The 21048-nt window shown below is 64.3% G+C and carries 23 protein-coding genes; 12 read left to right on the plus strand and 11 right to left on the minus strand.

What is annotated here, in order from left to right; all coding sequences use genetic code 11:
• Positions 1-160: 160 nt before the first annotated feature.
• Positions 161-1600, plus strand: coding sequence for a porin (locus A0U87_RS14880; protein WP_048938370.1), 1440 nt, complete (start codon positions 161-163; stop codon positions 1598-1600).
• A 15-nt stretch (positions 1601-1615) separates the two neighbouring features.
• On the opposite strand, the gene A0U87_RS14885 is transcribed toward A0U87_RS14880, so the two are convergent.
• The 3 genes from A0U87_RS14885 to rplJ all read right to left on the minus strand — a co-directional run bounded on the left by A0U87_RS14885 (position 1616) and on the right by rplJ (position 4169).
• Positions 1616-3037 carry a carboxylesterase family protein gene (locus A0U87_RS14885; RefSeq protein ID WP_137405660.1) on the minus strand — a complete coding sequence of 474 codons (1422 nt, stop codon included), beginning with the start codon at positions 3035-3037 and terminating at the stop codon, positions 1616-1618.
• 169 nt (positions 3038-3206) lie between these two features.
• A complete protein-coding gene (rplL, locus tag A0U87_RS14890; protein WP_004210471.1) occupies positions 3207-3581 on the minus strand; it encodes a 50S ribosomal protein L7/L12 in 375 nt (124 codons plus the stop codon).
• Between the two features lie 72 nt (positions 3582-3653).
• Positions 3654-4169 (minus strand): 50S ribosomal protein L10, encoded by a 516-nt coding sequence (gene rplJ / locus A0U87_RS14895; RefSeq protein WP_048938369.1) that lies wholly within the window; start codon positions 4167-4169, stop codon positions 3654-3656.
• Between the two features lie 371 nt (positions 4170-4540).
• On the opposite strand from rplJ, the gene A0U87_RS14900 reads away from it, so the two are divergent.
• Positions 4541-4930 carry a hypothetical protein gene (locus A0U87_RS14900; protein WP_048938368.1) on the plus strand — a complete coding sequence of 130 codons (390 nt, stop codon included), beginning with the start codon at positions 4541-4543 and terminating at the stop codon, positions 4928-4930.
• Between the two features lie 67 nt (positions 4931-4997).
• Here A0U87_RS14900 and A0U87_RS14905 read toward each other — a convergent pair whose 3' ends face one another.
• Positions 4998-7103 carry a bifunctional (p)ppGpp synthetase/guanosine-3',5'-bis(diphosphate) 3'-pyrophosphohydrolase gene (locus A0U87_RS14905; RefSeq protein WP_004210474.1) on the minus strand — a complete coding sequence of 702 codons (2106 nt, stop codon included), beginning with the start codon at positions 7101-7103 and terminating at the stop codon, positions 4998-5000.
• Positions 7104-7224: 121 nt separating this feature from the next.
• Between A0U87_RS14905 and A0U87_RS14910 the strand changes: the two genes are divergently transcribed.
• From A0U87_RS14910 to A0U87_RS14920, 3 genes are read left to right on the plus strand one after another with little or no spacing between them, the layout of a single operon-like run.
• A complete protein-coding gene (locus A0U87_RS14910) occupies positions 7225-7707 on the plus strand; it encodes a helix-turn-helix domain-containing protein (protein ID WP_010336740.1) in 483 nt (160 codons plus the stop codon).
• Between the two features lie 55 nt (positions 7708-7762).
• Positions 7763-8869 (plus strand): histidine kinase, encoded by a 1107-nt coding sequence (locus tag A0U87_RS14915; protein WP_010336741.1) that lies wholly within the window; start codon positions 7763-7765, stop codon positions 8867-8869.
• A complete protein-coding gene (locus A0U87_RS14920; RefSeq protein ID WP_004210477.1) occupies positions 8866-9669 on the plus strand; it encodes a LytTR family DNA-binding domain-containing protein in 804 nt (267 codons plus the stop codon). Before A0U87_RS14915 ends, A0U87_RS14920 begins: the two co-directional genes overlap by 4 nt.
• A 216-nt stretch (positions 9670-9885) precedes the next feature.
• Here the strand turns inward: A0U87_RS14920 and A0U87_RS14925 are convergent, their stop codons facing one another.
• On the minus strand, positions 9886-10617 hold the full coding sequence (locus A0U87_RS14925; RefSeq protein ID WP_048938405.1) for an SDR family oxidoreductase: 732 nt from the start codon (positions 10615-10617) through the stop codon (positions 9886-9888).
• Between the two features lie 189 nt (positions 10618-10806).
• On the opposite strand from A0U87_RS14925, the gene A0U87_RS14930 reads away from it, so the two are divergent.
• Positions 10807-11700 carry an AraC family transcriptional regulator gene (locus A0U87_RS14930; RefSeq protein ID WP_048938367.1) on the plus strand — a complete coding sequence of 298 codons (894 nt, stop codon included), beginning with the start codon at positions 10807-10809 and terminating at the stop codon, positions 11698-11700.
• Positions 11701-11718: 18 nt separating this feature from the next.
• Here the strand turns inward: A0U87_RS14930 and A0U87_RS14935 are convergent, their stop codons facing one another.
• On the minus strand, positions 11719-12135 hold the full coding sequence (locus A0U87_RS14935) for a GtrA family protein (RefSeq protein WP_048938366.1): 417 nt from the start codon (positions 12133-12135) through the stop codon (positions 11719-11721).
• A gap of 44 nt (positions 12136-12179) precedes the next feature.
• On the opposite strand from A0U87_RS14935, the gene A0U87_RS14940 reads away from it, so the two are divergent.
• Complete coding sequence (locus A0U87_RS14940) at positions 12180-14093, plus strand: hypothetical protein (protein ID WP_048938365.1); 1914 nt, start codon at positions 12180-12182, stop codon at positions 14091-14093.
• On the opposite strand, the gene A0U87_RS14945 is transcribed toward A0U87_RS14940, so the two are convergent.
• On the minus strand, positions 14055-14513 hold the full coding sequence (locus A0U87_RS14945) for a nucleoside deaminase (protein WP_048938364.1): 459 nt from the start codon (positions 14511-14513) through the stop codon (positions 14055-14057). The two genes, A0U87_RS14940 and A0U87_RS14945, sit on opposite strands and share 39 nt — an antisense overlap.
• A 174-nt stretch (positions 14514-14687) precedes the next feature.
• Positions 14688-14909, minus strand: a complete 222-nt coding sequence (locus A0U87_RS14950; protein WP_048938363.1) for a hypothetical protein — start codon at positions 14907-14909, stop codon at positions 14688-14690.
• A gap of 153 nt (positions 14910-15062) precedes the next feature.
• On the opposite strand from A0U87_RS14950, the gene rpmB reads away from it, so the two are divergent.
• Entirely contained in the window at positions 15063-15356 is a 294-nt protein-coding gene (rpmB, locus tag A0U87_RS14955) for a 50S ribosomal protein L28 (RefSeq protein WP_004210484.1), read from the plus strand.
• A 188-nt stretch (positions 15357-15544) separates the two neighbouring features.
• Here the strand turns inward: rpmB and A0U87_RS14960 are convergent, their stop codons facing one another.
• Positions 15545-16528 (minus strand): esterase-like activity of phytase family protein, encoded by a 984-nt coding sequence (locus A0U87_RS14960; RefSeq protein ID WP_048938362.1) that lies wholly within the window; start codon positions 16526-16528, stop codon positions 15545-15547.
• 183 nt (positions 16529-16711) lie between these two features.
• Here A0U87_RS14960 and A0U87_RS14965 point away from each other — a divergent pair, with 183 nt between their 5' ends.
• Positions 16712-17155 (plus strand): glycine zipper 2TM domain-containing protein, encoded by a 444-nt coding sequence (locus A0U87_RS14965; RefSeq protein ID WP_010336747.1) that lies wholly within the window; start codon positions 16712-16714, stop codon positions 17153-17155.
• A gap of 58 nt (positions 17156-17213) precedes the next feature.
• On the opposite strand, the gene A0U87_RS14970 is transcribed toward A0U87_RS14965, so the two are convergent.
• Together A0U87_RS14970 and A0U87_RS14975 are read right to left on the minus strand one after the other, a co-directional pair.
• Positions 17214-17447 (minus strand): hypothetical protein, encoded by a 234-nt coding sequence (locus tag A0U87_RS14970; protein WP_048938361.1) that lies wholly within the window; start codon positions 17445-17447, stop codon positions 17214-17216.
• Between the two features lie 84 nt (positions 17448-17531).
• Complete coding sequence (locus A0U87_RS14975; RefSeq protein ID WP_004210488.1) at positions 17532-17750, minus strand: hypothetical protein; 219 nt, start codon at positions 17748-17750, stop codon at positions 17532-17534.
• Between the two features lie 213 nt (positions 17751-17963).
• On the opposite strand from A0U87_RS14975, the gene A0U87_RS14980 reads away from it, so the two are divergent.
• From A0U87_RS14980 to A0U87_RS14990, 3 genes are all read left to right on the plus strand, one after another.
• Complete coding sequence (locus A0U87_RS14980; RefSeq protein WP_048938360.1) at positions 17964-18935, plus strand: metalloregulator ArsR/SmtB family transcription factor; 972 nt, start codon at positions 17964-17966, stop codon at positions 18933-18935.
• Positions 18932-19852 (plus strand): methylenetetrahydrofolate reductase, encoded by a 921-nt coding sequence (gene metF / locus A0U87_RS14985; protein ID WP_037516237.1) that lies wholly within the window; start codon positions 18932-18934, stop codon positions 19850-19852. Before A0U87_RS14980 ends, metF begins: the two co-directional genes overlap by 4 nt.
• 98 nt (positions 19853-19950) lie before the next feature.
• Positions 19951-20997 carry a homocysteine S-methyltransferase family protein gene (locus A0U87_RS14990; RefSeq protein WP_048938359.1) on the plus strand — a complete coding sequence of 349 codons (1047 nt, stop codon included), beginning with the start codon at positions 19951-19953 and terminating at the stop codon, positions 20995-20997.
• Positions 20998-21048: the final 51 nt, after the last annotated feature.

Genomic DNA, 21048 nt, shown 5'->3' on the forward strand with positions numbered 1-21048 from the left:
GATCCGGCACGGCCGGATCGAAATCTGCTCCAGCCCGATGGGGCGCCGCCGCCAACCGCGATCGGCGCTTTTGCCGATGTCACAAAAGCGACATCTGAAAGACGCTGCGATGTAACATAAGATTCATACTGGCGTCCCCGAAACAGGGGAATGGACAGGAATGACGCTCCGATTGCGACTGGCCGCCGGCACCGCGCTGGCGACGCTGATGATCTCCACGCCGGCACAGGCGCAGGATAATGCGGCCTTGCAGCGCCAGATCGACGAACTCAAGGCGCAGGTGCAGGCGCTGACCGCCGCACTGGCCGCCAACAAGGGCACGCAGCCGGTGGCGGCCGCGCCGGTGCCCGCAGTGGACGCCGCTTCGCCGCCTGCTGCGCCCGTCGCTCTGGCCGCTGCGCCGGCCGCGCCGGCGGCCGTCCCGGTGTCGGCCGAGGCGCCCAAGTCCAAGGCCTGGTATGAGAAGCTGTCGCTGCGCGGCTATACCCAGATGCGCTACAACGCCTTCTTGTCGGGCGACGACACGGCGCCGACCGGCGAGTCCCGGCTCCGTTCGCCCCATGACAGTTCGATCTCGGATCGCGGCGGTTTTTCGCTGCGCCGGGCGCGGCTGGTGCTGCAGGGCGATGTGTCCGATCGGGTGTCGCTCTATCTCCAATCCGATTTCGCGTCGGCGGTGAACAACCAGGCGGGCAGCGAGCGGCGCGAGGGCTTCGTCCAGCTGCGCGATGCCTATGCCGATGTCTACCTCGACAAGGACAAGAATTGGCGTGTGCGCTTAGGTCAGTCGAAAGTGCCGTTCGGCTGGGAGAATATGCAGTCCTCGTCCAACCGGCTGACGCTCGACCGCAGCGACGCGATCAACAGCGCGGTGCCGAGCGAGCGCGACCTGGGCATTGTCGGCTATTATACGCCGACATCGGTGCAGCAGATCTGGGACCGGCTGGGGCATGACGGGCAGAAGCTGTTCGGCAATTATGGCGCCTTTGGCCTTGGCGTCTTCAACGGGCAGGGCACCAACCGGACCGAGCAGAATCGCGGGCTGATGAAGGTGGCGTTCGCGACCTGGCCGTTCGAGCTGGATGGGCTGGGCGATGCCTTTGAGGGCCAGGTGCTGGAAATCGGCGGATCGGCAATGATGAACGATGTGCAGCCCGAACTGCGCAGCGGCGGCGTCAGCACGATTGCCTATGACGATGATCGTGTCGGCCTGCACGCCATTCTCTATCCCCAGCCCTTCGGCATCCAGGCCGAATGGAATTGGGGCAAGGGGCCGGAATATGACCTGGACAGCCAGTCGATCGAGACCAAGAATCTGAGCGGCGGCTATGTCCAGATGATGTATCGCCTGCCGACCGAGACGATCGGCGCGCTGATGCCCTATGCCCGCTGGCAGCATTATCGCGGCGGATGGAAGGCCGGCACCAACGCGCCGCGGCTGGAAACCGACGAATTCGAACTGGGTGTGGAATGGCAGCCGTGGAAGGCGCTGGAATTCACCTTCGCCTATGCCCGGATGAAGCGCGCCGAAGCCGACGAACGGCGCACCGGCCGGGCGGAAGGCAATCTGATCCGCACCCAGGTGCAGTGGAACTACTGACCGGGCATGCCCCTGTCAGGGCGTGACCGGCGGTAGCGGATCCTTCTGCGCTGCGGCCTTGCCGTCGGGGTTGAACAACATGATCCGATCCTCGCTCGCGTCATAGCGCGGCCAGGCGGCAAGGCCGGTGCCGTTCGGATCGCCGCTGCGCGCGAAATTGACGATATAGGCGCTGATGGTGCGACCCATTGAATTGTCGCGTGGCGTGGTCGCGGCGCCATATTTGATCGCCTGGGTATCGAAGAAATAGGGGATGTCGGTGGCATGGCCCGCACCGGGCTCGCCCACCGAAGTGGCGACATAGTCGAAGCGATAGGCGTAGACCGGCAGCTTCGCCGCCGCGAGCGTGGCGGCGACGGTGCGGGCACCGCCGACCATGAAGCCCGTGGGGCCACCAATGTCGGCGCCGGTCGCGCCGACCATCACCGGTACATGGGCGAAATTGCCGGCAGCATAGGCGGCGGCGGGATTGACCGCGATCCTGCCGTCGGGGAAGGGCGGGCTGTAGGGGCCAAGCTGGCCCTTGAACATGCCCTCCAGGTTGAGGCCGTCAATCACCTGGTCGGCGGGGAGGGCGCGCAGCGCCTTGAGCGCGGCGGCGTCGCTGCCCTTGATCCCCCTGGTCGCGGCAAAGGCTTCGCCGATCGTCGCGGCGCTGCCATCCTTTGGCCCCATCATCTGGCCATCGCCGCCCGACATGATGACCGCGCGCTGGAACAGGCCCTGTGACAAAGGCGAGGTCAGCAGGGCATGGACCGACATACCGCCCGCGCTTTCGCCGATGATGGTGATGTTGGCGGGATCGCCGCCGAAACGGGCGATGTTGCGCTTCACCCATTGCAGCGCCGCGACCTGGTCCATCAGGCCGTAATTGCCGGCGAGGCCCTTGTCCTCGTTCGCGGCGGCAAGGGCGGGGTGGGCGAAGGTGCCGAAGCGGCCGAGCCGATAGTTGAAGCTGACCACCATCAGCCCCTGCTTCGCCAGCGCCGCGCCCGCATAGGTCGGCGGGGAGGAGCCACCATTCACGAAGCCGCCGCCATAGATCCAGAACAGGACCGGCAGCTTGGCGGTGGCGCCGGCGGGCTTCCAGACATTGGCGTAGAGGCAATCCTCCGCCGGCGGGGTGCCGAGCGGGGCCGCATCGCTGGGGAATGGCAGCTGCATGCAGTCGTTGCGATAGGCGGTGGCTTCGCGCACGCCCTGCCAGCGGGCCACGGGCTGGGGCATGCGCCAGCGCAGGTCGCCGACCGGCGGCGCAGCGAAGGGAATGCCCTTCCAGCTTTCCACCCCGGCGTCGAGCGCGCCATGGACGATTCCCGCTTCGGTCTGGGCCATCTGCGGCTGGGGCGTGGGGGAACGGGCGGCGAGCGGGGCTGTGCCAAGGGCGCTGGTGCCGAGCAACAGGGCGCCCAGCCCGATGATAGTGGTCCGCCGCATCGCCTGCATCCTCCATTCCATTCTGTGGGCGGGAATAGAGGCAAATATGGCGCGGAAATCAATCAGCTTGATCGGACAAAGAAAAAGGGGCGGCACCCGAAGGCACCACCCCAAATTTCTCCGGTTGCAACCGGAAAGCCGGGCCTTGCCGAAGCAAGGCCGCAACAGCTTACTTCAGCTCGACGGTCGCGCCGGCTTCTTCCAGCTGCTTCTTCAGCTTTTCGGCTTCGTCCTTGCTGGCGCCTTCCTTGACAGCCTTCGGGGCGCCTTCGACCAGAGCCTTGGCTTCGGTCAGGCCCAGGCCGGTGATGGCGCGGACTTCCTTGATGACGTTGATCTTCTTGCCACCGTCGCCGGTCAGGATCACGTCGAATTCGGTCTGCTCTTCAGCAGCCGGAGCGGCGCCGCCAGCAGCCGGAGCGGCCACAGCGACAGCAGCGGCGGCCGAAACGCCCCACTTTTCTTCCAGAGCCTTCGACAGCTCAGCGGCTTCGAGGACGGTGAGGGCCGAGAGCTGATCGACCAGAGCGTTGATGTCTGCCATTTTTCAATTCCTTCCAAGGGGCGATTGCCCCGAACAAATGAGGTTCAAAAGTTAATGAGGATGAGGGGCGGCTCAGGCCGCTTCCTTCTCCGCATAGGCGTTGAAGACGCGCGCAAGCTGCGCAGCCGGTGCCTGGGTGACGGTTGCGAGCTTGGTAGCCGGGGCGACCAGAAGGCCGACCAGCTTCGCACGCAGTTCATCCAGCGACGGCATCGATGCCAGGGCCTTGACGCCCTCCGCATCGAGCAGCACTTCGCCCATCGCGCCGCCAACGATCTCAAGCTTGTCGTTGGTCTTCGCGAAATCGACTGCAACCTTGGCGGCTGCAACCGGATCGACCGAGGAGGCGAGGCCGACGGGGCCGGCCAGCAGGTCGCTGATGCCGGTATAGTCGGTGCCTTCGAGGGCGATCTTGACGAGGCGGTTCTTCGTAACCTTGTAGGACGCACCGGCGTCGCGCATCTTCTGGCGCAGGACGGTCGACTGGGCGACGGTCATGCCGAGGTTGCGGGTCACGACGACCACACCAACTTCTGCCAGCTGAGCGTTCAGCGCGGAGACGATCTCAGATTTCTGATTACGATCCATGCCATTCTCCACTTCATGTTCGCGTCGCTTGCGCTACGCGAACGGCTAAAACCCATGGCAAGCCATGGGGCAGTTAAGTCCGAAGGGGAGAGATCGACTGGCCCATATCCTCGAAAGGGAAATCAGGCAGACCCGAATCGGGCGCATGGCCCGTCCGGTAAAGAACTTTTCCCCGTCTAGGCTGGAGATTAAGAAGGGCAAATTCCCTTCACCAACTGTCTCGGACGGAAGACCAATGGCATGAGCCACGGGTCTGCTGGGGCGCCCTTACAGATTTTGAGCCATGCTGTCACGCGGAATCTGGCGAGGAACGGTTGCGATCGCGCAACGGCATTGTGTCCTCGTAGGGCGGGCGATAGCATGATGATGCTATGCATATTTGGGTGAATGTGGCGCTTAGCGCATTCTGCTGCACGATGTTGGGCAGCGCTGGCTATGCCGAGCCCGAGGATTTGACAGATATGCCGCCGGATGAGCGGGCATCGCTTGTCGCTATAATTGCCTGGCATGATTGCATGGCACCGGTCGTTCGCAAGGTGAAGAATTGGCGTCCGCTCGATGATCGTGAGGTCAATGCGCTGGGATATGCCTGCCCCACTGAATTGCGTGCCGCGGCAGAGCGGCTGTCCGAACGCAATTGGTCGGCGGAGCAAGTTCCGGCCAGCTATTTTGCCATGAGCCGCGAGCAGCGGATTTTGTCGCATGAGCGGGAATTGGCCGAGAGCTTTTGGTGTGAATTTCGCCAATGCTACATATTGTAGCGTATCGATCCCGGCATAATGCGGCGGTTGGCGGTGGAGGACGCCGTCCCCCACCGCTGCTTCTGTCCTAGACCCGGTCCGCCTGCACCACCGTGTCGAGGGCGCGCAGCGCCGAGACGATGCGGCTCAGATGCTGGGCGTCGGCCACTTCCAGGTCGATGATGTCGGTGTGGAAGGGGCCTTCGCGATTGACCAGTTGCAGGTTGAGGATGTTCGCCTTGGTCGCGCCGAACACATTGGCGACCGCGGCGAGGGCGCCGGGCTGGTTCTTGACGATGACCTGCAGCCGGGCGGTGCCGCCCTTGGACTTGCTGTCCCAGCTCAGGTCGACCCAGTCATCGTCCTGGCCCGCCTCCAGCGTGCGGCAGTCGATGGTGTGGACCTCGATCGGCTCGCCGGTGCGGCGGATGCCGACGATGCGGTCGCCCGGCACCGGGTGGCAGCATTCGCTCAGCTTGTAGGCGATGCCCGGCGTCAGGCCGCGGATCGAGACCGGGGCATGCTGGCGCGGATGGGCTTCTTCCAGTTCCTGGCCGCTGGTGGAGCCGGGGATCAGCGCCTCCATCACTTCGGAATCGAGCAACCGATGCGTGGCGATCGCCACCATCAGCGAAGCACGATCCTCCAGTTTCAGCCGCTTGAGCGCGGCATTGAGCGCCTTGTCGCCCAGCTCGCTCGCCAGTTCGGGCGAGAAGCGACCGATGATCTCCTCATAGAGTTTTTCGCCCAGCGCCACTTCCTCGCCGCGCTGCTTCTGGCGGATGAAGCGGCGGATGGCGGCGCGCGCCTTGCCGGTGATGGCGAAGCTGAGCCAGCCGGGCTGGGGTTCCTGGCCGGCGGATTTCAGGATTTCGACCTGATCGCCATTTTCAAGGGAGGTGCGCAGCGGCACCACCCGGCCATTCACCTTCGCCCCGACCGTCTGGTTGCCGAGCGATGTGTGGACGGCATAGGCGAAGTCGACCGGGGTCGATCCCTTGGGCAACTGGTGCAGCTCGCCCTTGGGCGAGAAGGCGAAGATGCGATCCTGATACATCGCCATGCGGGTATGTTCGAGCAGCTCGTCGGCATCCTGGCTCTGTTCCAGGATTTCGACCAGGTCGCGCAGCCAGGCCGCATTCTGGTCGGTGGCGTCGCCCTTCTGCTTGTAGGCCCAGTGCGCCGCAAGGCCGAGTTCGGCGTCATTATGCATGTCGCGGCTGCGGATCTGCACCTCGATACGGGCATTTTCCTGATGGATGACCGTGGTGTGCAGCGAGCGATAGCCGTTGCGCTTGGGGGTGGAGATATAATCCTTGAACCGGCCCGGCACCATCTTGAAGGTCTGGTGGATGACGCCGAGCGCGCGATAGCAATCCTCGGTCGTTTCCGTGATGACACGGAAGGCCATGACGTCGGTCAGCTGTTCAAAGCTGATGTGCCGTTCCTGCATCTTCTTCCAGATGGAATAGGGATGTTTTTCGCGGCCCGACACGGTGACGGACAGATTATGGCCGCCCAACAGCAATTGCAGCTCCGCGCCGATCCGGTCGACCTTGTCATGGCCGCCTTCCTTCAGTTGCTCCAGCCGCTTGGTGATGCTGTCATAGGCTTCGGGTTCCAGCACGCGGAACGAGAGAAGCTGCATCTCGCGCATGAAGTCATACATGCCGATCCGCTCCGCCAGCGGGGCATAGATGTCCATCGTCTCCTTGGCGATGCGGCGGCGCTTCTGCTCATTCTTGATGAAGTGCAGCGTGCGCATATTGTGCAGCCGGTCGGCCAGCTTCACCAGCAGCACGCGGATATCGTCCGACATGGCGAGCAGGAACTTGCGCAAATTCTCGGCCGCCCGCTCATTTTCGGACATGGCCTCGATCTTGGAAAGCTTGGTCACGCCGTCGACCATGCGGGCGACATCCTTGCCGAACGCCTCCTCGATCTCGTCATAGGTGACCAGCGTATCCTCGATCGTGTCGTGCAGCAGCGCTGTCACGATCGTCTGGTCGTCCAGATAGAAGTCGGTCAGGATACCCGCGACCTCGATCGGATGGCTGAAATAGGGGTCGCCGCTGGCACGCTTCTGGCTGCCATGCTTCTGGACGGAGAAGACATAAGCGCGGTTGATCATCGCTTCATCCGCATCCGGATCGTAGCGCTTTACCCGTTCGACAAGTTCATATTGACGTAGCATCGTTTCCCGATTGTGTGGGAAGCGCCTTGCAGCGCAACAAAAAAATCCCGATCTGTGTGATTTGGGTTGCCTTTGTGCAACTTTTGCAACGGTCGCCGCTTTGCGCTATTAGATCGACATCATGAAACATAATCTTGCCCAGGACCTGGAACAATGCGCCCTTCCCGCCGCGCTGGAGGCGATGGGTGAGCGCTGGTCCTTCCTGATCCTGCGGGGCGCCCTGTCGGGCATTCGCCATTTCGAGGAGTTCCAGTCGACGCTGGGCATCGCCCGCAATATCCTGGCCAACCGCCTCGCGCGGCTCGTCGAAAATGGCATCATGCTGCGCCAGCCGATGCAGTGCGACCGGCGCAAGGTCGAATATCGGCTGACCGAAAAGGGCCAGGAACTGGCCCCCGCGATGATCGCACTGCGCCAGTGGGGCGAGAAATGGGGCAGCGCTCCGCCCTTCTGCCAGGTGCTGGCGGACAAGCGCGATGGCCTGCCGATCCGCGCGATCGCGATCCAGGCGCATGACGGCCGCACGCTGGACCTGAGCGATCTGGTCTGGCTGTGCCGCGACGAAGTGACCCCGATGGCGCAAGAGCCGGCTGCGGCGGCCTGATACCGGACGACGGGGCGGCTTCACCATGGCGCTGAAATCGCCTAGGCTGTCGGTAATGTCAGTCCATCCCCTGCAGCCCAAACCCTTTTTCGCGGACAAGAATCGCGCTTTCTGGAACCTCCAGTCGCTTGGCTGGGCCGGGGCCTTCCTACTGCGCGGGTCGTCCACCATCGCCAATGGTCAGCCGCTGTCCAGCCTGATCCCGGTGCTGATCTCCACCGTCACCGGCTATTCGGCGACCTTGCTGATCGCGGTCGCTTTCCGTTTTCTGCAGAAACAGCGGCCGATCCTGACCTGGGGCGCGTCGATCGTTACCGTGGTCGCCGCCGCCGCGATGGTCGCCTTCATCGATGCCTGGGTCTTTTCGACCCAGAACAAGGGCAGCGAAACCGCCGGGTTGCAGCTGTTCCTGGGCGCCTTCTATCTGTCGATGACGCTGCTGGGCGCCTGGTCGGCGCTCTATTATGCGATCAACTTCTACCTGACGGTGGAGGAACAGGCGGACCAGCTGCTGCATCTGGAGAATCAGGCGTCGAGCGCGCAACTCGCCATGCTGCGCTATCAGCTCAATCCGCATTTCCTGTTCAACACGCTCAATTCCATCTCGACCCTGGTGCTGCTCAAGGAAACCACGCGCGCCAATGCGATGCTGTCGCGGCTGTCCTCCTTCCTGCGCTATACGCTGATCAACGAGCCGACCGCGCATGTGACGATCGAGCAGGAGATCGAGACGCTGAAACTCTATCTGGAGATCGAGAAGATGCGCTTCGAGGACCGGCTGCGTCCGTCCTTCGACGTCCATCCTTCGGTCGCCCACGCACGCCTGCCGTCGCTGCTGCTGCAGCCGCTGGTGGAAAATGCGATCAAATATGCGGTCACGCCCAAGGAGGAAGGGGCGGAAATCTCGGTCTCGGCGCAACCCGCCGGTGAAAATGTCCGGATCGTCGTGTCGGACAGCGGGCCGGGATTGAACGATGGCGCAATGAAGCCACACATTCCGGTCAGCGAGGGGACGGGCGTCGGCCTGCCGAACATCCGGGACCGGTTAATTCAGGCCTTCGGGGAACGACAGCGGTTCGAAACGCGTTCCACGCAAAGCGGATTTTCGGTCATCATCGAAATTCCGCTTAACATGGATGAAACATCGAAAGTGGCCGCATGACCATCAGAACAATCCTCGTCGACGACGAAAGCCTGGCTATCCAAGGCCTTAAGCTCCGTCTGCAAGCGCATGAGGATGTCGAAATCATCGAGACCTGCACCAATGGCCGCGAAGCCATCCGTGCCATCAAGACGCATAAACCCGACCTTGTGTTCCTCGATATCCAGATGCCCGGCTTCGACGGCTTCTCCGTCGTCCAGGGGATGATGGAGGTCGAACCACCGTTGTTCATCTTCGTCACCGCCTATAGCGACCATGCGATCCGCGCCTTCGAGGCACAGGCGGTCGATTATCTGATGAAGCCGGTGGATGAAGGCCGCCTGGCCGATGCGCTCGACCGGGTGCGCCTGCGCCTGTCCGAGAAGAAGCAGGTGCAGGAAGCGGAAAAGCTGCGCGAGGTGCTGGCCGAAGTGGCGCCCGACGCGATGCACGACTTTGCCAATGGCGACGAGGATGCGCCGGCGTCGAACCGCTTCGAAAAGCTCATCAACATCAAGGATCGCGGGCAGATTTTCCGCGTCGACGTGGATTCGATCGAGCGGATCGACGCGGCGGGCGACTATATGTGCATCTATACCGCCGACAATTCGCTGATCCTGCGCGAGACGATGAAGGATCTGGAAAAGCGGCTCGACCCGCGCAATTTCCAGCGCGTCCATCGCTCGACCATCGTCAACCTGAGCCAGGTGCGTCAGGTGAAGCCCCATACCAACGGCGAATGCTTCCTGGTGCTGGAATCCGGCGCCCAGGTGAAGGTCAGCCGTTCCTACCGCGACGTCGTCGCGCGTTTCGTCCACTGACGAAACGGCGCCGGCCGCCCGTGCAGGGGCGGCCGGCCGTTTGGTGCGCGATGGCCTGAACCGATCCCGGAGTCTGTTTGGAAAAATCGCGAAAGAGCGATTTTTCGGTACGGTACCAGCCCGCTCCCCCGCCCAACCACCCGACAGGATGACACTGGATCGGGTGGTTAGGCGGGGGAGCGGGCTGGTACAGCCATTTCTCAAATGGTCTCTTCCTCAGTCCATCGTCCGCACCGGACGGACGATCAATTCATTCACATCGACATCGTCGGGCTGCTCCACCGCATAGGCGATGGCGCGGGCGATCGCGTCCGGCGTCAGGGCGATGGCGCGGAAATCCTCCATTGCGGCGGCGGCGCCCGCTTCGGTGATGGTGCTGGCCAGTTCGGATTCGACTACGCCGGGCGACACGATGGTGACGCGGATGTCATCGTGCTCCATCCGCAGCCCGTCGGAAATGGCGCGCACCGCATATTTGGTCGCCGAATAGACGCCGCAGGTCGGCCAGACGCGATAGCCGCCGATCGACGCGATATTGACGAAATGGCCGCTGCCCTGGGCCTTGAAGCGGGGCAGGGCGGCGGCGATGCCGTGCAGCACTCCGCGGATGTTGACGTCGATCATCCGGTCCCATTCCTCGACCTTCAAGCTGTCGAAGCGCGACAGCGGCATCAGCCCGGCATTGCTGACCAGCACGTCGATGCGGCCAAATTCGGCTTCGGTTGCGGCAATGAACGCTTCGACATCGGCGCGGTCGGTGACGTCGAGCGCGCGGAAAGCGACCTGGCCGCCGGCAGCATTGAGTTCGTCGGCAAGCGCGGCCAGCCGGTCGGTGCGGCGGGCACCCAGCATCAGCTTCGCCCCGCGCGCCGCCAGCAGCCGCGCCGTGCCCTCGCCAATGCCGCTGCTGGCGCCGGTGATCGCGATGACCTTGTTCTCGATAGCCATGATTGAAGCTCCATCCTTGGGGCGGATCGACATCCGATCCGATGGAGCAGGAATGCGCCCGTCCGGCCGTGGAGCGGTAGAATGGTCCTGCGCCATGATTGTACGATATTCCGAATTAATGATCGGAAGTGGCTATTGGCGGGCTTATGGGCTATTCAGATTGCCTGAAATTCCTGGAAGGGGGTGCGCATGAGCCATGAGCATCTGGGCGAGCAGATCGCCCGCCATATGGACGCGGACGGCATAGTCGACACGCTGATCCCGCGGCTGACGCTGGTGCGCTGGTCGCAGCCGGGCGAGCCGGTGCATATGCTCCAGCGCCCGGCTCTCTGCATCATCGCGCAGGGCGCCAAGCAGGTGATGATGGGCGACGCGGTCATAGCCTATGGCCCGGCCAGCTATCTGGTCGCCACGCTCGACCTGCCGATCACCGGCACGGTGACGCAGGCGGATGCGGACAGCCCCTATCTCTGCTTCTGCCTCTATCTCGACCCGGCGATGCTGTCCGACATGGCGCTGGCCCTGCCGGCGGCTGCGGCGGTGGAGGAGGGGCGGGCGCTCTCGCTCCATCCGATCACGCCCGAACTGCTGGACGCGGCGAGCCGGCTCACCGGCCTGCTCGGCCAGCCGGACAGCGCCGCGCTGCTGGCGCCATTGGTCGAACGGGAATTGCTGCTGCGGTTGATGATGGGGCCGAGCGGCGGGCTGCTGCGCGCGATTGCGAATGGTGACAGCCGCACCGGCCAAATCGCGCGCGCGATCCGCTGGCTCAAGGCCCATTATCGCGAACCGTTCAGCGGCCCGGTGCTGGCCGATCTTGCCGGCATGAGCCTGTCGAGCTTCCACGATCATTTTCGCCGGGCGACGGCGATGACGCCGCTGCAATATCAAAAGCAGCTGCGGCTCCAGCAGGCGCGGCAGATGATGCTGGCACAGCGGATCGACGCGGCCGAGGCTGGCTATCAGGTCGGCTATGACAGCCCGTCCCAGTTCAGTCGCGAATATCGCCGCCTGTTCGGCGCGCCACCGCAGCGCGACGTCGGCCGCTTGCGCGCCATGCCGAACCGGGCGCTGGCGATCTGAGATCGGGGGGTATTTCCCTTAGCGGAACACCCATTGCCGGTTGAGGCCGAACACCACGGCGGGGGTGAGGAAGATCATCGCCGGGATCGGCGACCATTCGGGCCAGCGCATATGGGTGACGCACAGATAGACCCACAGGGCGTTGAGCGCATAGCTGATCAGCGAGACCGCGACGAAGCGGAAACCGCGCGCGGCATGGCCCGACTGGCTGCCATGGCCGCGAAAGGTGAAGGCATTGTGCAGCACATAGCCGATGGCCACCGCGCAGAGATAACCGATGCCGTTGGCGACCTGTGGATGGAGGCCCACCGGCGCCGCCAGCGTCCAGTAGATCGCCGCCTGGCAGGCGGTGATGAACAGGCCGCTGATGCCATAGCGCAATATCTGCCAGAACAGGGCCTGATGGGCCGGCGACAGTCGGTCGATGATTTTCATGGAGCCCCGTTGCGCTTTGGTGTGGAGCGTCTAATCCACCGGCCATGAATTTGCAAAGCTGGCCTGCTTTCCGCGCCCGCGCGTCCCATTGGTTCGCGATCCTCACCGCCTATGCCGATCGCCACTGGAAGTGGCTGACCTTCCTGATCTGGATCGCGATCCTGGTCGGCATGCTGGTCGACCGCTGGCCCGCCATCCACTGGCTGACGCTCAGCGACACCGACGACAATATCCGCTTCGTCCAGGTCAAGGACTGGCTTGCCGGGCAAGGCTGGTATGATCTGCGCCAATATCGGCTCGATCCGCCGGGCGGTGCCAATATCCACTGGTCGCGGCTGGTCGACATCCCGCTCGCCGGGCTGATGCTGTTCTTCCGCGCCTTTGTCGAACAGGATCTGGCCGACCGACTTGCCTGCGCGATCGCGCCGTTGCTGCCGCTGTTCCTGCTGATGCTGAGCCTGGGGTCGATCGCACGCCGGCTGGCGGGCGACGCGGTCGGTGCGCGCTGGGCCTGGCTGTTCGCGGTGCTGGCGCCGCTCGCCGCGCAGATGGGCCTGGGCATGTTCGCGCCGATGCGGATCGACCATCATGGCTGGCAGCTGGCACTGGCGCTGACGATGATGGCGGGGCTTATCGATCGCAACTGGTTGCGCGGCGGCGTGGTGGCCGGCGTGTCGAGCGCCCTGTCGGTGGCGATCGGCATGGAGATGATCGTCTATCTCGCCGCCGGCGGCGCGCTGGTGGCGCTGCGCTGGGTGTTCCGCGATGGCGCCGGGCGGCGGATGCTGCCCTATGGCCTCAGCCTCGCGGGGGCGACCTCGCTCTGCTACGTCCTCTTCGCCAGCTACGACAATCGCCACATGGTGTGCGACGCCATCTCGCCCATATGGGTCGCGGTGTTCGGCGCGGCCGGTGCGGGCATGGTGCTGCTCGGCCGCCTGCCGCTGCGGCTCTGGTGGCAGCGGCTGATCGCCGGCATGATCGTCGGCGGGGCGGTGGGTCTGTTCTTCTTCCTGAACTGGCCGCAATGCCTGACCCCCTATCAGATCTCGCCTGAGCTGCAGCAGCTCTGGCTCGCCAATATCCGCGAGGCAAAGCCCATCACCGCGCAGGCGCAGAGCCTGGTCGTGCCGCTGATGGCGCTGCCGGCGGTGGGCCTTCTTGGCCTGCTCTGGGCGCTATGGGAACTGCGGCGCGACAGCGACCGGCTCTGGGCCTTCGCGACGATCGGCCTGATGATGCTTTTCTCGACCGCTCTGCTCTTCTGGCAGCTGCGCGCCGGGCCGGCGGCGCAGTTGCTGGCGATCCCGCCTGCCGCCTGGGCCGGATGGCGGCTGGTGACGGCGATCTTCACCGGATCGCGCCGGGTGCGCATCCTGGCGGGGATCGGCGCGCTGCTGGTCGGCGCCATTGCCTTTGCCTATCCGCTCTATCCGCAGGTGATCGCGCTGTGGCAGCAGGCGACCGGCACCAAGCCCAAGCCCTGGCGCCCGTCCGCCGTCGCCCGCACCGACGCGATCAAGAAGGCCAATGGCCGCTGTCGCACCCTGCCGGCGCTGGAAGTGCTGGACCAGCTGCCGCCGGCGACCATCTTCACCATGGTCGACCTGGGGCCGCGCATCATCGCCACGACGCATCATAGCGCGGTGGCCGGCCCCTATCATCGCAATGGCGCGACGATCCTTGACATGCATCATGCCTATGATGGGCCGGCCGACGCCTTCCGCCCGATCGCGGCGAAGCATCATGCGACCTATTTGCTGGTCTGTCCCAATTTCCCCGAAGGGACCATCTATCAGTCGCGCAGCCCGCGCGGCTTCTACGCGGACCTGATGCGCGGCACGATTCCCGCCTGGTTGCAGCCGGTGACGCTCAAGACGGCGATGACGCTGCCCTACACGCTGTACAAGATTGATTATTCAGCGCCGGGCGGCAAAAAAGTCGCGCAGCAGCGCTGATCCCTCCGCCTCGGCCAGCCCGCCATAGATTTCGGGGCGGTGCAGGCATTGCGGCTGGGCAAAGAGGCGCGGTCCCTGTTCGACCGCGCCACCCTTGGGGTCGGACACCGCATAATAGAGCCGGGCGACGCGCGCGTGGGAAATCGCGCCCGCGCACATCGGGCACGGCTCCAGCGTCACCCACAGGTCGCAGCCGGTCAGGCGGAAATCGCCGATCCGGGTGGCTGCGGCGCGAATCGCGACCATTTCGGCATGGGCAGTGGGGTCATTGTCGCGGCGGTTACGATTCTCGCCCTCGCCGATGATGACGCCATCGCGCGTGACCACGGCGCCGATCGGAACTTCGCCCGCTGCCTCTGCCGCGCGGGCCAGCGCAAAGGCGCGGCGCATGGGTTCGGGCAAGGGAAAGGGCGAGGTCATGACCCCGCCTTAGTCGGAGAGGGAGAGCCGCACCAGCCTTCAGCGGAAGGCGCGGGACTCGGCTGCACCCCCACCCGGCCTCCCATTCCAGGATAGGCTGTTGGGCGGCCGGGTGGGGGTGCGGGCTGGTGCCGTCCATGCGCCGGGAGGCGCATCAAAAACCCGCGAATCGACTCAGGGCTTCTTCACGTCGACGGTCGGAACCTCGACCGTTTCGTTGCGGCTGCCCACTTCGACCTTGGCGACGCTCGCCTCATATTTGGGCAGGGCGCCCTGTTTTACCTGCACTTCGGGCAGGCGACCTTCCTGAGTCTTCTGCAGGTCGATGAATCCGGTTGCTATCCCGGCGCCGATGACGATAAGCGCGATCAGCAGCAATCCGCCGATGAAACGCATGGCACTCTCCTCTATTGAACGGGGGGATGAACGCGGGGCCCGGTGAAATGGTTGCGATAGTGCCACGAACCGAGCGGAAGGTTGACGGCGAGCGGGAATCCCGCTATCGGCGCCGCTTTCCGAACGAACCCGAATTTCAAAGGTTGATTGACTATGTCGCGCATTTGCGAGCTGACCGGTAAGGGTCGCCAGGTGGGTCACAATGTTTCCCACGCCAACAACAAGACCAAGCGCGTGTTCCTGCCGAACCTGCAGAACGTGTCGCTGATCTCCGAAACGCTGGAAACCACCGTCAAGCTGCGCGTGTCGACCCATGGTCTGCGCTCGGTCGAGCATAATGGCGGCCTCGACAACTGGCTGGTCAAGACCAGCGACGACAAGCTGTCGCTGAAGGCCCGTCGCCTGAAGCGCGACATCGTTAAGAAGCAGGCTGCCGCAGCCGCCTGATTCGCTTCGATTCGTTTCGGCATAAGAAGCGGCCTGGCAACAGGCCGCTTTTTTGCGTTTTCTGATATTCCCTGCTGAGCAGGGAATGCGCCGCACCAGCCCGCACCCCCACCCGGCCTCCCAACAGCATATCCTGGAATGGGAGGCCGGGTGGGGGGGGGCGGGCTGGTGTTGCGCCGCGACCCTGATCAATCCAATCGGAATTTCAGCAGCAAGGTGCGCTGGAAGAATTCGTGATTGTCGTCGGAGGCGATCCACAGGATCGTCCGGCCCTGTTCCCGGCTGAGCGCCAGTCCTTCGAAATTGTCGGCCAGCAGCGGTGGCGCCAGCCGCGCCAGCGTCCGGGCGCGCAGTTCCGTGTTCTGTGCGGGATTCTCAGGCAGCTCGATCATCGCGATCGTCGCGGTGAACAGTTCCTGCAGGGTCAGGCGCCGGTTCAGCACCAGCAGATGGCGATCGTCCAGCGCGACCATGTCGGTCGGACGATAGCCCTGCGGCGCGACATAATGGAGATGGATCGGATCGGCCGTGTCATGTTCGGCCGGATCGCCCGACCAGAGCAATGTGTCATGATGGCCGTCGGCGGTCATGCCCATCTCGCCGATCGCGATGAAGCGGCCATCGGGCAAGCGGGTGAAGGATTCGATCGATCCGGTCTTGGGCCAGGCGACGATTTCGGGCCAGGTCCGGCACGCCTCCACCCGCGCGAAGCCGGGCGAATAGCGGCAGATCGCCTGGAGCAGCTCGAACCCGACCCAATAACGATCGCTGGCCGGATCATGGGTCATGGATTCCGAATCCCAGGACCACCAGGGCCGCTCCCTATCCTGCGCCCGCACCGGCAGCGGCGCGATGAAGGGCCGGCGGCTGGGGCGGCCGGGGCCGACATGGAAGCCCATCAGCACGCCGGCATCGCTCAGCGCCAATATCTGGCCCGGCCCGTCGACCAGCAGCGAGGATATGCTGCCAAAGCCCGGATTGTCGCTGCCAAGCTGCCAGCCGCCCAGATAGGTGAGTGTGCCGACCCGGCGGCGATCGGGATCGCTGCTGTCGAGCGGCACGGCGCGCGCCGTCACCAGCAAGGTGCCCGGTCGCACGGCGGCGGGCTTGGTGGACGGCGGAGCAGGCAGCAGCAGGATCGCAAGAGCGAGAACGATCAGGATTCGACGCATCGCGCTCTGCCATAGGGGAAATGTCGGCGGGACGCAGCAGGGGAGTGGCGAAGCGTTGGCAGCTGAACGGTGGCTGTCACCGCCATTCAGGCTCCACTCAACGCGAATCAGTCATAAGGGCATCAATCCTGGTGATCGGCTCGTCCGGTTCACCGCGGAAATGGCAATCTGAGGAGCAACGCCATGAAGATGAAGTATCTGATCAATCTGGGTGCTGCGCTCGCCATGGGCGCTGCCTCCCTCGCCGTCACCGCGACGCCCGCCATGGCGCGCGATGGCTGGGGCCGCGGCTATGAACGCGGCGACTATTACCGGGGTGATCGCGGCTATCGCGGTGACCGTGGCTATCGCGGTTATCGGGGCGACTATTATCGCGGCGACCGTGGCTATCGCGGCGGTTATCGCGGCAATTATTACCGCAATGATTATCGCGGTTATCGTGGCGGCTATCGCTGCCGGGACAATGGCACGGGCGGCACCATCATCGGTGCGATCGCCGGTGGCCTGCTCGGTAACGAGGTTGGTCGGGGCAGCGGCCGCTATGGCCGGGGCGACGGCACCACGGGCGCCATCATCGGCGCGGGCGTCGGTGCGCTGGCTGGCCGCGCGATCGATCGCAACTGCTGAGCGTCACCCCATCTGGTGACTTTGAAGGGCCGTCCCCGTTAAGGGGGCGGCCTTTTTGCTATCGGGCGGCGTTGCCCCCGGCCTGTCGCCGGTCGGCGCGGGCAGCCACGACGGCAGCGGGGTTGAGCCCGGCCTCCTGCGGTGATGCTGCACCGGCGCGCGCATCCAACTGCGCCGCGGCGGCATTGAGCGCGCTGGCTTCGGCCGTGCTGACGCCACCGACGCCATCATCCTGGCCGGAATTGCAGGCGCCCAGCGCCAGCAGGAGCAGCAGGGCAGGTCGCTTGGTCACTCGCCGATCCTTTCGCGCATAAGAAAAGGGCCGCTCCCGTTTCCGGTGCGGCCCTTTCCCAAGAAACTCTTCCCGAAAGGGAAATTACATCGCGTTGGCGACGTTGTTGGTCGCGTTCGAAGCGGCGTTCGCAGCGTTGTCGGCAGCGTTCATCGCGGCGTTCATGGCGTTGTCGGCAGCGTTCGAAGCGTTCTCAGCAGCGTTGGCGGCGTTGTTGGCAGCGTTTTCGGCGGTGTGGCCACCGCAAGCAGCCAGACCCAGCGAAGCGGCGAGAACGAGCGAAAGAGCAATCGACTTGGACATGGGCAAACCCCTCTCAGAGAAAAAAAAGATGCAGACCACTCTCGGAGAAAAGCTCACCCCCCATTGCGCCTGCGCGCTGATTCGTAATGCTTTGGGCGAAGCAAGGCAATCCCATTCCTGAGCGGGAGGGCCTGATAAGGCGCGGTTTTTGTCGGAAGTGCCCGCAATGGACGGCCATTGACGCATATAAAGATTTCTTTATATGATTGCTTCATGAGTGGCGCCCTCGACATTTTCCGGTCTCTTGGAGACCCGACGCGGCTGCGCATCGTCCACCTGCTGCGGGCGATGGAACTGGCCGTGGGCGAAGTGGCGCAGGTGGTCGACCAGAGCCAGCCGCGCGTGTCGCGCCATATCCGCATCCTGGTGGAATCCGGCCTGGTCGAACGGCGCAAGGAGGGCAATTGGGTCTTCCTGCGGCTGGGCCAGAAGGCGTCGGTCCAACCCTTCATCACCCTGTTCGACCAGTTGCAGCCGTCGGCCGCCGAAGCCGCATGGCAGAGCGCGGATCTCGCGCGCCTTGCCGCCGTGCGGGCCGAGCGTGCGCGCGCCGCCGAAGCCTATTTCGCCGAACATGCCGAGGAATGGGATGCGATCCGTTCGCTTCATGTCGCCGAGGCGGATGTGGAAGCGGCGATGCGCGCGATGCTGGACGGGCAGGCGATCGGCCATCTGCTCGACATTGGCACCGGCACCGGGCGGATGATCGAATTGTTCGGCCCTGCCGCCGCTCAGGTGACGGCGCTTGATCGCAGCCCCGATATGTTGCGGCTGGCCCGCGCCAAGCTGCCCGAGGATGCCGGCGACAAATATGCGCTGCTGCTCGGCGATTTTAGCGCGCTGCCGATCGACCCCGCCAGCGTCGACACGGTGCTGCTGCATCAGGTGCTGCATTATGCCCAGGCGCCCGAGCAGGTGATCGCGCAGGCGGCGCAGGTGCTGCGCCCCGGCGGCCGGGTGCTGATCGTCGATTTCGCCGCCCATGAACGCGAGGAGCTGCGCACCCGCGACCAGCATGCGCGGCTGGGCTTTTCCGACATGCAGATCGAAGGCTGGTTCGCGCAGGCGGGCCTGGAGCTGGAGCGGGTGGACATGCTGCCCGGCCAGGAACTGACGGTACAATTGTGGCTCGGGCGCCAGCGCGGCGCCGACATCCTGCCCATCGAAGAACGGATTTCCGCATGACCCAGACTGACCGCGCCCGCCATGATGCCGAAGGGCCGCTCTATGCGGATCTGGCCGGCGACCTCAATGTGAGCTTCGAATTCTTCCCGCCCAAGACGGAGAAGATGGAGGAGCAGCTCTGGTCGGCGATCGAGACGCTGACGCCGCTGGCGCCAAAGTTCGTGTCGGTGACCTATGGCGCGGGCGGCTCCACCCGCGAGCGTACCCATAATACGGTCGCGCGCATCGCCAAGGAAACGCCGCTGGCCGCCGCCGCGCATCTGACCTGCGTCGCCGCCAGCAAGGCCGAGATCGACGAAGTGGCCGACGCCTATTGGGAAGCGGGCGTGCGCCATATCGTCGCGCTGCGCGGCGATCCGCCGGAGGCCGGCACCGCCTTCCAGCCGCACCCCGATGGGTACAAGGGCGCGGCCGAACTGGTCGAGGGGCTGCGCAAGCGCCATGATTTCGAGATTTCGGTCGCTGCCTATCCCGAAACCCATCCCGATGCGCTGAGCGCGCAGAGCGACATCGACAATTTGAAGCGCAAGATCGATGCCGGCGCGACCCGCGCGATCACCCAATTCTTCTTCGAGGCGGACACCTTCTTCCGCTTCCGAGACACGGTCGCCGCCGCCGGCATCGATGCGGACGTCATTCCCGGCATCATGCCGGTCAGCAATTTCGCCGCGGTCCAGCGCATGTCGGCGATGTGCAACACCGATGTCCCCGCCTGGATGGGCCGCCTGTTCGACGGGCTGGACCAGCATCCCGCCGCGCGCCAGCTCGTCTCCGCCACGCTGGCGGCGGAACTGTGCCGCAATCTCTATATGGGCGGCGTGCGCGACTTTCATTTCTATACGCTCAACCGGGCGGAACTAAGCTATGCGATCTGCCACCTGCTGGGCCTGCGCCCGCAGGTGACGGTGGACGCCTGATTTGAAACCATCCCCTCCGTTCGGTTCGAGCTTGTCGAGAACCGGTTGCGCGAGGGTTCTCGACAAGCTCGAACCGAACGGGACGAGGGGATATGACGATGAACGCTGAACAGAAATTGCGCGCCCTGGCGGCGGAAAAGATCCTGATCTTCGACGGTGGCTATGGCACGTCGATCCAGAAGCACGGCCTGACCGAAGCCGATTATCGTGGGTCTCTGGACCTGGCCAAGGACCAGAAGGGCAATAATGACCTGCTCTGCCTGACCCGGCCGGACATCGTTGAGGGCATTCATACCGCCTATCTCGACAATGGCGCCGACATGATCGAGACCAACACCTTCTCCTCCACCAAGATCGCGATGGCCGATTATGGCTGCGAACATCTGGTGTGGGACATCAATGTTGCCGCCGCCAAGATCGCCCGTGCTGCCTGCGAGAAGGCGACGGCCAAGGACGGCAAGCCCCGCTTCGTCTGCGGCTCGATCGGCCCGACCAACAAGACGCTCAGCATCTCGCCCGACGTCAACGATCCCGCCTATCGCGAGGTCGATTATGATACGCTCAAGGCCGATTATCGCGAACAGTGCGACGCGCTGATCGCCGGCGGCGTCGACTTCCTGCTGATCGAAACCTGCTTCGATACACTCAACGCCAAGGCCGCCGGCATGGCCGCGCGCGAGGCGGAGGAAGCGGCAGGTCGCTCGGTGCCGGTGATGCTGAGCTTCACCATCACCGACATGTCGGGCCGGAATCTCTCGGGCCACACGATCAACGCCTTCTGGTATTCGCTGCGGCACCTGAAGCCGCTGACCATCGGCGTGAACTGCGCCTTCGGTGCGGACCTGCTGCGGCCCTATCTGGCCGAATTGTCGAAGAATGCCGACACGCTGATCCTGGCCTATCCCAATGCCGGCCTGCCCAATGAACTGGGCCAATATGACGAGCTGCCGGAAACCACCGCGAAGCTGATCCGTCAGTGGGTGGACGAAGGGCTGGTCAACATGGTCGGCGGCTGCTGTGGCACCACGCCCGCCCATATCGGCGCGGTGGCGAAGGCGCTGGACGGCCACAAGCCGCGCCAGGTGCCCGAACTGCAGGTCGTGACGCGCCTCGCGGGTCTCGAACCGATGCATATCGCGGCGTAAAACCACCCTCCGTTCGGTTCGAGCTTGTCGAGAACCGGGCGCGCAACGCTT

It is taken from the genome of Sphingobium sp. MP9-4 (genome assembly GCF_005281675.1).
In the GTDB taxonomy this organism is placed as follows: Bacteria; Pseudomonadota; Alphaproteobacteria; order Sphingomonadales; family Sphingomonadaceae; genus Sphingobium; species Sphingobium yanoikuyae.